At 46.1% G+C, this 13,866-nt stretch carries 12 protein-coding genes; 2 read left to right on the plus strand and 10 right to left on the minus strand.

Going from position 1 to position 13,866, the window contains the following annotated elements:
• Positions 1 to 6: 6 nt before the first annotated feature.
• From AC58QC_RS03200 to polA, 5 genes are all read right to left on the minus strand, one after another.
• On the minus strand, positions 7 to 588 hold the full coding sequence (locus AC58QC_RS03200) for a lytic transglycosylase domain-containing protein (protein WP_497413749.1): 582 nt from the start codon (positions 586 to 588) through the stop codon (positions 7 to 9).
• Complete coding sequence (gene coaE, locus AC58QC_RS03205) at positions 585 to 1,181, minus strand: dephospho-CoA kinase (RefSeq protein WP_497413750.1); 597 nt, start codon at positions 1,179 to 1,181, stop codon at positions 585 to 587. The genes AC58QC_RS03200 and coaE overlap by 4 nt, the downstream gene beginning before the upstream one ends.
• Positions 1,182 to 1,215: 34 nt before the next feature.
• Positions 1,216 to 1,956, minus strand: coding sequence for an MntP/YtaF family protein (locus AC58QC_RS03210; RefSeq protein ID WP_497413751.1), 741 nt, complete (start codon positions 1,954 to 1,956; stop codon positions 1,216 to 1,218).
• A gap of 99 nt (positions 1,957 to 2,055) precedes the next feature.
• Positions 2,056 to 2,916: a DNA-formamidopyrimidine glycosylase gene (mutM, locus tag AC58QC_RS03215; protein ID WP_497413752.1), complete on the minus strand. Its 861-nt coding sequence runs from the start codon at positions 2,914 to 2,916 to the stop codon at positions 2,056 to 2,058.
• A gap of 53 nt (positions 2,917 to 2,969) precedes the next feature.
• Complete coding sequence (polA, locus tag AC58QC_RS03220; RefSeq protein ID WP_497413753.1) at positions 2,970 to 5,633, minus strand: DNA polymerase I; 2,664 nt, start codon at positions 5,631 to 5,633, stop codon at positions 2,970 to 2,972.
• A 561-nt stretch (positions 5,634 to 6,194) separates the two neighbouring features.
• Between polA and AC58QC_RS03225 the strand changes: the two genes are divergently transcribed.
• Positions 6,195 to 6,944: an HAD family hydrolase gene (locus tag AC58QC_RS03225; protein ID WP_497413754.1), complete on the plus strand. Its 750-nt coding sequence runs from the start codon at positions 6,195 to 6,197 to the stop codon at positions 6,942 to 6,944.
• A gap of 39 nt (positions 6,945 to 6,983) precedes the next feature.
• On the opposite strand, the gene AC58QC_RS03230 is transcribed toward AC58QC_RS03225, so the two are convergent.
• Positions 6,984 to 8,726 carry a GGDEF domain-containing protein gene (locus AC58QC_RS03230; RefSeq protein ID WP_497413755.1) on the minus strand — a complete coding sequence of 581 codons (1,743 nt, stop codon included), beginning with the start codon at positions 8,724 to 8,726 and terminating at the stop codon, positions 6,984 to 6,986.
• Positions 8,727 to 8,915: 189 nt separating this feature from the next.
• Here AC58QC_RS03230 and AC58QC_RS03235 point away from each other — a divergent pair, with 189 nt between their 5' ends.
• On the plus strand, positions 8,916 to 10,484 hold the full coding sequence (locus AC58QC_RS03235) for an ATP-binding response regulator (protein ID WP_497413756.1): 1,569 nt from the start codon (positions 8,916 to 8,918) through the stop codon (positions 10,482 to 10,484).
• 70 nt (positions 10,485 to 10,554) lie between these two features.
• On the opposite strand, the gene phoU is transcribed toward AC58QC_RS03235, so the two are convergent.
• From phoU to pstC, 4 genes are read right to left on the minus strand one after another with little or no spacing between them, the layout of a single operon-like run.
• Positions 10,555 to 11,214 carry a phosphate signaling complex protein PhoU gene (gene phoU / locus AC58QC_RS03240; RefSeq protein WP_171633934.1) on the minus strand — a complete coding sequence of 220 codons (660 nt, stop codon included), beginning with the start codon at positions 11,212 to 11,214 and terminating at the stop codon, positions 10,555 to 10,557.
• A gap of 23 nt (positions 11,215 to 11,237) precedes the next feature.
• Entirely contained in the window at positions 11,238 to 12,005 is a 768-nt protein-coding gene (gene pstB / locus AC58QC_RS03245) for a phosphate ABC transporter ATP-binding protein PstB (protein WP_497413757.1), read from the minus strand.
• A gap of 3 nt (positions 12,006 to 12,008) precedes the next feature.
• The gene (pstA, locus tag AC58QC_RS03250; protein ID WP_497413758.1) at positions 12,009 to 12,866 is read right to left on the minus strand and encodes a phosphate ABC transporter permease PstA; all 858 of its coding nucleotides are present in this window, start codon (positions 12,864 to 12,866) and stop codon (positions 12,009 to 12,011) included.
• Positions 12,863 to 13,801, minus strand: a complete 939-nt coding sequence (pstC, locus tag AC58QC_RS03255; protein WP_497413759.1) for a phosphate ABC transporter permease subunit PstC — start codon at positions 13,799 to 13,801, stop codon at positions 12,863 to 12,865. Before pstC ends, pstA begins: the two co-directional genes overlap by 4 nt.
• Between the last annotated feature and the right edge of the window lie 65 nt (positions 13,802 to 13,866).

The following is a 13,866-nucleotide window of genomic DNA, read 5'->3' on the forward strand; positions in this document are numbered from 1 at the left end:
AAACCATTAGGCAACCTCACCATGCCATTGCTCCGTGTAAAGCTTCGTATACTTTTCATAGTAATAAAGGACTCGCTGTACATAATGACGAGTTTCACCAAATGGAATATCGCTGATATTCGCTTCTGAACCGTCCCAAACACCATTGTTTTTCCATTTATTCACATTGCCTTGACCAGCATTATAAGCCGCAATTGCATAGACTAAATTCCCATTATAATGCTTGATCAACCAATTCACATACCATGACCCTAAATAAATGTTAATATCCACACGAAGCAAATCTTCTTGCGTATGAGGCCCTAAATTTGAAGATTCTACAATCCAATCGGCAGTGTCAGGCATAAGCTGCATGAGCCCTAATGCCCCTTTTCTCGATTCTAAATGATATTGATAATTCGTTTCCACCCGAATAATGGCTGCAATTAGGAACGGATCTATATTGTGTTTCGCCGCGCTCTGTCTAATCTCCTGCTGAAAGTAGATCGGGTATAGCTTTCTTCCTATAATTGCGCTATTCATGAAGAGGATCATAACAAATCCGATGAGTAAAAGAGCAAACATGCGCTTTTTCCGAAAGAACGTCATGCTAATCCCTTCCCTATCCAGAACCGCTCTACCCTCATGTTGGTTTCTTCCCAAGTACCGCTATTGTCAATGACAATATCCGCTAGCTTTCGCTTCTCTTCGATTGACATTTGAGCATCGAGCCGAAGCTGTGCTGTCTCTGCTGACAAGCCGTCTCGCTTCATCAATCGTTCCAATTGCAGGTGCCGCGGAATATACACGACCATAATCTCTTGGAACATGGAGACCAAATTCGATTCTATAAGTAAAGGAACATCAACCACAACCAGCTTGCCCGGATATTCCTGTTCATACGCTGTCATTTGTTCACGCATCCTTGCGCGAATAGGGGGATGAAGCAATCCTTCTAACTGCTTTCGTGCTTCAGGGGATCCGAAAATGATTTCACCTAGTTTCTTGCGTTGCAGAGATCCATCTGTTCCTATTACAGCTTGTCCAAAATGTGCGGCAACCTGTTCAAGAACAGGGCTGCCAGGCTCGACTACATCGCGAGCGATCTGATCGGCATCGATTAAAAGGGCGCCGCGGCTAACTAGCATGAGGCTAACCGTGCTTTTTCCACAGGCAATGCCTCCTGTTAAGCCGATATTCATAAGCTCTTCTCTCCTAACGTCCATTGATGATGGACTATAGCATTTTCAAAAGTCCCATGATAATAAGTACACATCCTGGAAGGATAGACAGCTTCTTCATCCAGTTCATTTCGGCATAACGAAAACCAATACGCAAGCCAACGGCAAGTAAGGATCCGCTAGAAAGTGAAATAACTGATGCTGTTAATAATGGCACAAAGCCGATAAGGGCGGCACCAATTCCCGCTCCGAAGGCATCCAAGGATAGAGCTAATCCGAGCAAAGTAGCCTCAGAGGCTGAAATATTTCCTGACTTATCCACATCCGCAATGGATGGCGTTCGTAATATTTGAATCACAAGACCAAAGCGCTTCAGTTCAATATTGAGGATCTCTTTCGTTCTCTGCAAGGTGTCGAAAGTTACAGGCTCTACATAACCTGAGTTGCGAATATCCGCGTAAGGTATACTGCTGACAACCGCTTGATCAAGTGAAGCAGCTGTTTGATCTTGCTGCGCTTGGTTTTTCTGCCCTTGTCTCATTTGGATCAGAGCCCAAACACCAATACCGATTAATATCATGGCGCCAATTCGTTTCGCAAACGAGGGGGACATGAAGGAAGACATAAGAACGCCGATCTGCATCGAAGTGAAAATGATGATACCAGACCATAGCGATATAATCCCAATTGATATGAGTGGTATTCGGATTTTGCGTAACCCATACATCACACCCACACCGAAACCGTCCAAAGAAACCGCAAATGCCAAAATGAGCAGAGAAATGACAGGAAGCATACAAACCCTCCTAAGCGTTTTACCGATATAACGAGCTCAGCGAGCTGTTTATCTAGGCTAAGTACTCCATATCATATGGAGAGGGTATGCTTCACGTGCCTATTTCTCAGACTTCTTTCGTGACCGCTTGGGCTTCAAAGGTTGACAAGAGAGACAAATGTGCGTCCCTCTGCCTCCCACAACCGTCTTCACGATCTCATTTCCGCAAGTTTTACAAGGCTGAGATTGTCGGCCATAAATGTTCAATTGGTGCTGGAAAAGGCCGATTTCACCTTGTCCATTGACATACGATTTAATCGATGAGCCGCCTACCTCTACCGAATCTTGCAGGGTGCGAATTATCGACTCATGCAACAAACCAAGCTCCTTCTTGCTAAGTGAGGAAGCTTCCCGTTCAGGATGGATTCCCGCCAAGAAGAGGGACTCGTCTACATAAATATTCCCGATGCCTACGATATATGCTTGATTGAGCAGCAGCGGCTTGATCTTCGTCGAACGATGAGCAATCACCTCTTGAAACGCATCTAAGGTGAACGCTTCATCTAACGGCTCAAGACCGAGCTTTACCAACGGAGGCTGGGAAAGCTCCTCGCCCTTCGGGAATAGATGCATCGTTCCGAATTGCCGCACATCCTTGTACCGAAGCTCACTCTCATCCGTAAAACGAAACAACACATGCGTGTGCGGTTCGAGCGGATCATCGCCAGCATATAAACCATAGCGGCCTTCCATGCGTAGATGGGAAACCATCACGTAGTCCGTGAGCACGAAGCGTAGAAACTTGCCTCTTCGTTCAATTGTTTCAATTGTTTGCCCTTGGAGCAGCGTTTCGAATTGCTGAATATCGTCAGGCTTTTGAATAATGCGAGGTAACCTGACCTTAACATGGGCGATCGTTTTCCCAGTAATTAACTCGTTTAACGTTCGTTTGACGGTTTCAACCTCGGGTAGTTCTGGCAAGGTGTTCACCTCTTTCTAGATGTTGAGTGCGGCGCACGCAGCTGGAATCACGGTTACTTAGCATCATACCAAGTAAGTCCGAAATCGACGTCTGCACGTAGAGGAACGTCCAGCTTAAGTGCATCAGCCATAACTTCAGGTACGAGCAGACGCATCGTTTCCAGCTCATCTGCCGGCACTTCGAATACGAGCTCATCGTGTACTTGAAGCAGCATGCGGCTCTTCAGCCCTTCTTTTACCAGTCTGTCCGCCATTTGAACCATAGCGAGCTTAATGATATCCGCGGCTGTCCCTTGAATCGGTGTGTTCATCGCAGTACGTTCCGCAAATGAACGTATATTAAAGTTCGATGCAGTAATTTCAGGCAAATAACGGCGACGCTGCAGCAATGTTGTGACATATCCGTCTCTGCGAGCATCCTTTACTATTTCATCCATATATCGGCGAACCCCTTGGAACACGGCGAAATACTGTTCAATGAACTGCCCTGCTTCTTTACGGGAAATATCTAAGTTCTGAGACAATCCGTACTCGCTGATGCCATACACGATGCCGAAATTAACGGCTTTCGCTTGACGACGCATATTGCTATCCACAGCGCTTTCCTCTACGCCGAAGACGTCCATCGCTGTCTTCGTATGAATGTCCATATTCTGAAGGAATGCTTCGGTCAGCTTCTCATCCTGCGAGATGTGCGCTAGCACGCGCAGCTCGATTTGCGAGTAATCCGCAGCAAGAATGTACCATCCAGGCTCGGATGGGACGAAGACCTTGCGGATCTTACGGCCCTCCTCCAGACGAATCGGAATGTTCTGGAGGTTCGGGAACTGGCTGCTGAGACGTCCCGTCGCGGCAATCGTCTGCCGGTAATAGGTGTGCACTTTACCGGTTTCTGGCCGCACCTCTTTGAGCAGCCCCTCGACGTACGTCGATTGCAGCTTCGCGAGCGAACGGTAGTGCAGGATCTGCCCGACGACTTCGTTGTAGGGCGCAAGACGTTCCAGCACCTCGGCATCCGTCGAGTAGCCGGTCTTGGTCTTCTTCGAAGCTGGCAACCCCAGCTTCTCGAACAGAATCTCACCGAGCTGCTTCGGTGAGTTGATGTTGAATTCGACGCCGGCGAGCTTGTAGATGCTGGACATGATCGTGTCCAGCTGCTTACCAAGCTCCGCGCCGAGCGTTTTGAGCCCTTCGGCATCCACCGCGATGCCGCGCATCTCCATCTCCGCAAGAACGCCGGAGAGGGGCAGCTCAAGCTCGTAGAAGAGGCGATGCATCTCGCCCTTCTCTAATTCATCGCGCAGCACGGGAACCATGCGCGCCATCGCCATCGCTTTGCGACCCAAGTGGTCGCTAAGCGCAGCGAGTTCCGGCAGGCGAAACTTCGCGCCCTTGCCGAACACATCCTCGTCTGCCTTCACGCAAGGCAGACCATACTTCACAGACAGGCCGCACAAGGTGAGATTCGATTCTGTCGGATCGAGGAGATAGGCGGCCAGCAGCACGTCGAAATCCACCCCTGCGAGGTGGATGCCCTGCCAAGCCAGCGCCAGCTGCGCACGGTGCAGGTCAAAGAGCTGCTTCTTCTTGGAAGCATCGCTGAGCCAATCGCGCAGCGGCTTGCCCGCTTCGCTCTGCAGCAGGGCAAACGGTACATAATACGAGGTGTTGCCAGCACCATCGTCAATAAACCAGACAACCCCAACCATGATGGCTTGATGAGGGTTTTCACCAACGGCTTCCACATGGATAGCTGCATGGTCATCCAATTTAGCAATCAACGTATCAACGTTGGCCTCTGTAACCGCAACAGCTTCCAGACTCTCGACAACGAGATCCTCGGCCTCCACCGTAACGGATCCGAAATCCATTTTCTCCAGCAGCGACTTGAACTCCAACTTACGGAACATACCGGACAAAGCTTGTCCGTCAAAACCATCATAACGGAACGAATCCCAAGTTGTTTCCATCGGAACCTCACGGTAGATGGTGGCCAGCTCCTTGCTCATGATGGCACTCTGTGCATGCTCTTCCACTTTCTCTTTCATCTTACCTTTCAGACTTGCTGTGTTCGCTAACACTTCCTCGACAGAGCCAAAGTCGTGCAGCATTTTAAGAGCCGTCTTCTCGCCTACGCCGGGAATGCCCGGGATATTATCAGACGTATCGCCCATGAGGCCCTTCAAATCGATAATTTGATTCGGCGTCAGGCCGTATTTTTCTTTAATCGCTTCAGGATTGAATCGATCCATTTCACTGATCCCCTTGCGGGTAATTGCAACCGTAACCTGCTCGGAAGCCAGCTGGAGCATATCCTTATCCCCAGATACGAGAAGAACCTTCTCCCCTTTGGCATCCGCTGCTTTCGTCAAGGTACCGATAATATCATCCGCTTCATAACCGGAGAGCTCGAATTGCGGGATTTTGAACGCTTTCAGCAGTTCCTTGATCAAAGGAAATTGTTCGGAAAGCTCTGTCGGCGTTTTTGCACGGCCGCCTTTATATTCGGTGTATTCTTTATGTCGAAACGTAATTTTCCCCGCATCGAAGGCAACGAGAAAATGGGTTGGCTTTTCTTCTTCAATTAATTTCAGCAGCATCGTCGTAAAGCCATATACCGCATTGGTATGTAAACCGCTTGAATTGCTGAGCAGCGGCAACGCATAGAAGGCACGAAACGCAATTGAGTTCCCATCAATAATTATAAGCTTATCCATAAGTTCCACCCCAATTTTAGACATACTTTCTTCATCATAGCATACGAAATTAAAATAAAAAAACGGTTCCCTACATAAACATGTAAGGAAACGAAATAAACGAATACACTGCCCTTCTTGGACAGGAGCGTTTATGGAGAAATATAAGAATTGTATAGAGTGAAACTTATACTTTCTTATATTTTGAAAAAGTTACGGAACGCAGTTCCGCTATCTTCCTCAAAACGACACAAATGAGAAAGTTGCGGAACGTGGTTCCGCTAATCAGGAATAACCGAGGTCATTTTAACCTTTTTGGACGAAATAGCGTCCTCATGTTCCGTAACTATGCGAATTCACCCACAACTACTTGAATAGGGGAACCTCGTTCCGTAACTCGGAGCTGACGGTTGCCAGGAATGTCGGTGGAGTGACGGAAGGGAAGATCGTTGAGGGGCAGCCTAGACTGCGGCGGATGGGGTGATATGTGTTTAGTATAATAAACGGTTACTCTGTCTTTCTTGGACAGGAGCGTTTATCAGATCGTTAGATTGGTCCGGTCTTCAGAAGGAGGTTCTCCGTATGAGTCCTTTTTTCTCACCCACACGTAAAAAGGTTATATTTTTTGATATGAATAATACGATCCTAGATCGTAGACAATGCTTCGATTCGGCTTTTCTTGAAGTCATGCAGGATTTCACGGCAAGGTGGGAAACAGAGGATACAAAACTGACCGCGCAAGAGGCACTGCTTAGCTATAAGTCCGAGTGGAGCCGCCATCGTAAAACACCCATCCGAAGCCCCATCTCGCCTGACGAGCTGCGGCACATTTGTTTAATCAAAGCACTCCATCCATTTCCTATGCAAGTAAATACGGCTTTAACTAGAACCTTTTTCAATCAAGTTGAAGAACGAGAGGACAATTTCGTTGCTTTGTTTCCAGGGGTAGAAGATACATTAGAAGCGCTGTCTCGCCAATATAAGCTAGCCATTATTAGTAACGGGAATCGGAAACGACTACAGCGCAATTTGGAGAAAATGAAGCTGACCTCGTGGTTTGATCAAGAGCGGTTGTTTACTACTGAGAATGATGGTCCGCGGAAACCGCATCCGGCGATTTTTGAGCAAGCTCTGAAATCGATGAACACGGCTGCAGGCCAAAGTGTGATGGTCGGAAATTCGTGGCGTAACGATGTGGTAGGCGCAGCTACAGCGGGAATGGACGCAGTCTGGATACATCCTGCGAATATTAAGAAAATTTCGGAGAGGCGAATTGGGAAACAGAAGGTAATCATTGTTCGTTCCTTCAAACAATTGATTTATACCTTCTGATTGATGGTTAAAGCATCGTTATGTATGTAGGATATTACACTAGCCTATGGCCTGGAAAAAATAAATACTGCCTTGATGCGCCTTCGCTTGCTTCTTCAGTTGGGCAGCTGTTTGCGAAATGTGCTCAAGTGCAATGGGGGACTCACAACTGCAAATGACTAACGACAGCGACAACGTGACCCCCTCGCTCTTCACCTGAGTACCGCTCCGATCCACTACATGCTCCCATTCTTCTCCCTCATAGAACAGCCTTACACCCGCTTCAAAGCGATTAATGATTTCCTGACAAAGCAGCTTCGGCGATAAGCTCGTAGAGATTGCGATAAAATCGTCTCCCCCAACATGCCCTACAAAATCGTGCGGCGTCCCATAAAATGCGATCGATTGCTGCATCACATCCGCTGTGTACTGGATGAGTTGGTCCCCTTTTTGAAAGCCAAATCGATCATTAAACCATTTGAAATAATCCAAATCTGCATAGATGACATGAAAAGGCTCTTTCTCACAAATTCGCTTGTTTAGTTCCCGATTAATTTGCAAATTACCTGGAAGACCTGTCAGCGGATTGGCCACACGAGCGGATTCCATCCTAACACTCGTTATACTTTCAAGAATCGTTCGTATGGACGCGGTACCCGCCATTTTGCCATTACTCGTGATAATGACAAGATCGTATAGATGGTGGATTGCACGTGATGTTGCCAGAAGGGACACTTGCTCAACAGCCATCTGTTCGTCAACAATCAATGGCGTAGCATCCATTACACTATCAATCGTCCGATTCCAGTACAAGGAGTAGGAATATTGTCCCGCCAAGTGCTGAAACAAACGATCTCTCATCACTAGTCCCACTGGTCTCTCCTCATGTACGATGACCACCCCGACCGCTTCTTGATTCTTCTTGAAGTAATCCGCAACCTCTGAAATCATTCCATGGGTATGAAATACACCTACAGGTGTTTTTAGCCCGCCGATATGCCAAGTCATATTTCCTCCTTGTACATTGCGATACTGCCAAATCATCATTTTATGCGTGTCCTGCACCCGCGTTGGTGATGTAGAAGGCCTTCCGAGCAGGTAACCTTGCGCAAAATGCACACCCATTTGAGTTAATTTGGCCAGCTCCTCTATTTGCTCAATGCCCTCAGCAATCAAAGAGATATTCATTTTATTGGCAAACGTAACGAAGGTTTCAAGAATATACGCTTTCACTTTATTCTGATGGATATCCTCAATCAGAGAACGATCAATTTTAATAAAATCCGGCTGCAGCTCGGCAATCGCTTGGAGAGAAGAATACCCTGCTCCCGCGTCATCGATCGCAATCCGGTAGCCTTGCGTCCGATAATGTGCCAGAATTTTCTTGGCAAGAGAGAAGTCCTCGATTGAGCTTCTTTCTGTAATTTCAAATACCACATTACTAGGGCTAAGCCCATATTTCTGTAAGATATCCAATGTTTTACCTGGTACAAATCCGGGATCTTCTAATACGTGTGATGAAATATTGATAAATAGCAGCTGCTCCCTATGCTCCAAAATGGAACCTTGGATGGCCTTCTCACGTGCCAACTGTTCTAGACGATACAGCTCGCCCTGTTGTTCCGCATATTGAAACAATCCTAACGGGGAATGAAACGGAGTATCGACGGGTCCGCGCGTTAAGGCTTCATATCCCATAACTTGACCATCTCGTAACGAAACAATCGGCTGATATACGGAAGAGATACGCTGTTCCTCTATCAGCTTTTGGAACTGTACTGCAACGTCTGCCTGAGCATTCATGTCCATCATCCCTCATCTATTTCTGCATGTATACACAGTCTATCAAACCAAATGATAGGCTTGATTAACCTTATGTAAAATGTATGTAAAGACTTTCAAAAAAAAAGAGGGAATTACACTTTTTCCTCGAAAAGGTGTGGTATGGATTGTTAGGTGCATACAGCAGATCATGTGCGGAAAGGACAAGAGATGGAACATCAAGTAAAAATCTTGGCGGTAGATGACCGCTATGAAAACTTGCTGGCTCTGAATAGTATTCTGGCCTCTTCTTCCTATGACGTTATTTCTTTACAATCAGGGGAGGAAGCACTTCGATATTTATTAAAAGAACCTGCCGATCATATCGCAGTTATTTTGATGGATGTGCAGATGCCAGGGCTTAGCGGATTTGAAACCGTAGAACTCATTAAACAACGGAAAGCTTGTCAGGATATCCCCATCATTTTCTTAACTGCCCTCAGTACCTCGATTGAGCATGTGTTGAGAGGCTATCATGTGGGATCTATTGATTATTTATTTAAACCTGTCCATCCCAAAATGCTTCGCATGAAGGTCGATGGCTTCGTAAATATGCATCTGAACCATCAGAAGCTGAAGGCTCAGAGTGAGCTTTTACATAAACGCACCCTAGATCTAGAAGAAACGAACCGCAAACTCGCAGAAGCCGAGGAGAAATTAATAGAGCAGAACGTACTTCTTGAGAAATGGGTAGAAGAGAGAACTTCAGAGCTGGTTGATGCGCATGAGAAGCTTATGAACTCGCAAGAGCATTTCAAAAAAATGTTCATCCTCTCCCCTTCCCTGATGGCCATCCGGCGTCTGCCTGATCTTGTCTATATCGATGTCAATGAGAGCTGGAAGCAGCATACAGGCTATGGGGACGAAGTTATTGGTGTATCAATGGATCTGATGCAGAATGTAGGCAATACTACGAATAACGGTGACATCGTTCGTAATGAGAAGGTCCGCTATGAAACAAAAGCAGGTGAAATTCGAACCGCCCTCCTTTCCACGGAGTTCATCGATATTGAAGGTGAAAACTGTTTACTTCAAGTAGCCGTTGATATTACGGAGAGCCTACGATTTGAATCAGAAATGGCCCGCTTAGCCCAATTGAATCTTGTTGGGGAAATGGCTGCAGGTATTGCCCATGAGATTCGTAATCCCATGACGACCATTCGCGGCTTCCTGCAATTATTTCAAGAGAATGACCGTCATATGCAAAAAGAGTATATTCCCATCATGTTAGAAGAATTGGATAGAGCGAACGATATCATTACGGAATACCTCTCTCTCGCCAAAAATAAACAGTCTTACCAGCGGCCTGAGAATATTAACCGTATTATCGAAAGCTTGCTTCCTCTGATTCAAGCAGAAGCTGTGATGTCAGGCAAGCACGTCCATGGACAATTCGGCTACTGTCCAGAGATATTACTTGACGATAAAGAAATGCGTCAGCTTATCCTGAACATGTGTATGAACGGACTTGAAGCCATGAGTATTGGTGGAACATTGACGATTGAAACCTATCAAGAGCCTGAGCATGTCGTTCTCCTGATTGCAGATCAGGGCAGCGGCATCAAGACAGAGCATTTGGAAAAGCTAGGTCGACCTTTCTTCACCACGAAGGATGAAGGAACCGGGCTAGGCTTAGCTATTTGCTACAGTATTGCTTCTAGGCATCATGCCACCATCGAAGTGAGCTCAAGCCCGAATGGGACATCCTTCTTGATTCGCTTCCCGCTTCCTCCACAATAATAATGAAAGGGCCGCCTCCAAAGTAGATTGAACTACTTTTGGAGGCGGCCCTTCTTATTCAATTTCTAACTTACACGTTCAAATCTTTCCGTTTCCCTGTAACCATGTAAATGACGCCTTCGCCGATATTCGTAGTATGATCTGCCACACGCTCCAAGAAGTGCGCGACAAATAGCAGATGTGTCAATTGACGATTCCGATGATAATCCGTTCCCATCATCCCCATTAGTTCCTGCATGACCGTGCTATATAATTTATCTACACGGTCATCCTTCTCGGCAAGTGATGCCGCCCTATGTACATCACGTTCCGTATAGGATAGAAGGCTCTCGTGCAGCATTTCGATCGCAATTTCAGCCATCTGCGGAATCACTTCAAGCGGCTTCACGAGCTCTTCACCCGCGAAACGAATTGTAATCTTGGCAATATCAACAGCATGGTCCGCGATACGTTCCAAGTCCGTTGCAATTTTGAGCGCCGTTCCGATAATGCGCAGATCACTCGCCATCGGCTGTTGTAAGGCAATTAATCGTAGACACAGCTCATCGATGGTCGTTAAATAATCATCGATGAGATCATCCTTCTGGATGACTTGCTGTGCTGCCTTTTCATCCAGTTTTGCGAGCGACTCCACAGATTTATATATTAAATCCTCTACACTTTCTCCCATTTGCTGTAATTCTTTTTGCAGTAGTGCCAACGATTGATGAAACCCCGGTCTTGCGTCCATGTGAATCTCTCCCTTTGTGTGTTTTAGCCGAATCGTCCCGTAATGTAATCTTCCGTACGTTGATCATTCGGATTAGTGAAGATCTTATCGGTTTGATCTGTTTCAACTAAATAACCGTTAAGGAAGAAAGACGTCATATCTGATATTCTTGCTGCTTGCTGCATGTTGTGCGTCACGATGATGATCGTATACTTCTCTTTTAAGGTTTGTGTTAGTTCTTCAACTTTCAATGTAGAAATAGGATCCAAGGCCGAGGTTGGCTCATCCATCAGCAGGACATCAGGCTCAACCGCCAGGAGACGGGCAATACATAACCGTTGCTGCTGACCACCAGATAATCCCATTGCAGACTTATTCAGTCGATCTTTGACTTCGTCCCAAAGTGCAGCTTGTACGAGACTGCGTTCTACAATTTCATCTAACACTGCCTTCTTCTTGATGCCATGAATACGCGGACCATAAGCGATGTTATCATAGATGCTCATTGGGAATGGATTTGGACGTTGGAACACCATGCCCACACGCTTACGTAGAGAAACAACGTCAGAGTCGGAGCCATAGATATTGTGTCCATCCACGGCCACGTTACCTGTGATTCGTACACTATCAATGAGATCATTCATCCGGTTCAAAGTACGTAGGAACGTAGATTTCCCACAGCCTGATGGTCCGATCAACGCAGAAATTGATCCTGTCTCAATACTTAAATCTACGTCGTGAAGCGCCTGATTATCTCCATAAAACAAATTTAATTTCTCTGCTTTAATCTTATACTTCGTCGCAATAGCCATGTGTTATTTCCCCCCGGATAGTCTTTTTTGTAAGATTCGACTTGGTATCGAAACCAGAAGATTGAAGATTAGGACAACGATTAGAAGGAGTGCAGCACTTCCTTTAGCGATTTCTTTCGCATCCGGAACAAGTGACTCTGCACCGATATACCAGAGATGGACAGAAAGTGTCTCTCCCATCTTGAGCGGATTGAAATCCGGAAAAAAGCGTGAAACGGACAACCCAGCTGTGTAAATGAGAATCGCTGATTCGCCAAGTGCACGACCGGCGATTAAAGTAATTCCAGTAATCAAGCTTGGTAAAGCAGCTGGAATGAGTACTTTACGGATAGCCTGCCATTTCGTCGAACCAAGCGCTAAGCTAGCTTCCCAATAGGACTCAGGCACAGTGCGAATGGCTTCCTCCGTAACCCGCACCATGACAGGTAAATTCAGCAGTGCAACGGTGGCCGCGCCACCAATGATTGAAAATTTAAGCCCTAGTAAATTAGCGAATAATAGAAATCCGAAAAGACCAAAAACAATGGATGGTACAGAAGAAAGTGCCTCAACAGAAATTCTGACGAGGTCTGTGAACCAGTTCTTTTGCGCATAAATAGCTAAGTAAATGCCTGAAAATAAGCCGATAGGAATCGAAATCACGAGTGACAAGAACAATACATAGAAAGAGTTGAAAAGCTGTGGTCCTACCCCACCGCCAGCTTTGATTTCTTCTGGCTTACCGAATATGAAATGCCAGGACAGGTGTGGGATACCATCACCTAGTATGCGAACGAGAAACCATGCCAGAATCCCGATAATGAGTATGCCGGATGACCAAAAATATATGGTTGCGATACGGTCTGTTGTTTTACTTGTCATTTGAGTTCACTCCTCTTGGCTACAATACGAATAATGAGAATGAGAGATAAGGAGATGACAAGTAGAAGCAGTGCCATCAAATAAAGCGCATTGTTCCAAGTTGACCCGTAATTCGTATTCCCCATATCTTTAACGATCGCTGTTGTTAACACTGTTGTAGAGTCGAGAAGCGATTTTGGCATTTGAGGTGAGTTTCCGATAACCATGAATACCGCCATCGTTTCGCCAATCGCGCGGCCCATACCTAGGATGATTGCTGTCAGAATACCAGGTCTAGCCGCTGGCAAGAGTACCCGCCACATCGTTTGCCACCGTGTTGCTCCCAAGGCCAGAGAAGCTTCTTCCAAACGACCTGGAAGCGAACGAATCGCATCTTCAGAAATGGACAGAATAGTAGGGAGTATCATAATGGCTAAGATAATAGCTGCTGGTAAAATACCGTAGCCCACTCCGCCTGTTATTTTGCCAAGTGCAGGCACAATGACGGTCATCCCGATCAATCCATACACAACGGATGGAATCCCGACGAATAAATCTGTCGCAGGACGCATGATCTCACGCATCCATTTTGGTGCAATTTTAGCCATAAACAAGGCACCGGATAAGGCTAGCGGTACGGAGATGACGACAGCCACCAATGTCATGAGCAGTGTGCTGTATAGGAAAGGAAACGCTCCGAATTTATTTTGACCAGGCGTCCAATCTGTTGAGAAGAAAAACTCAAGAGGACTAACACCTTGAAAAGTTTTAATGCCTTGCATACCTACGAAAACAATGATAGAGAAAATTATGGCAGAAACTAAAGCAGCACTACCTACAAACAACCACCTCATTATTTTATCCTGTCTATGCTGTCTTTGGGTCCATTTGGTGATGACTGGGCGATTCTTCACATCCGCTTTGGCGCTGGTTAGTTGATCTACTATGGAATTCACTTCGTGATTCCCCTTTCTCTGCAAGTAACACACTATTATCATAGAATATGAATGTCATTGGATCG

The sequence above is a fragment of the Paenibacillus sp. J22P51 genome, from assembly GCF_059692215.1.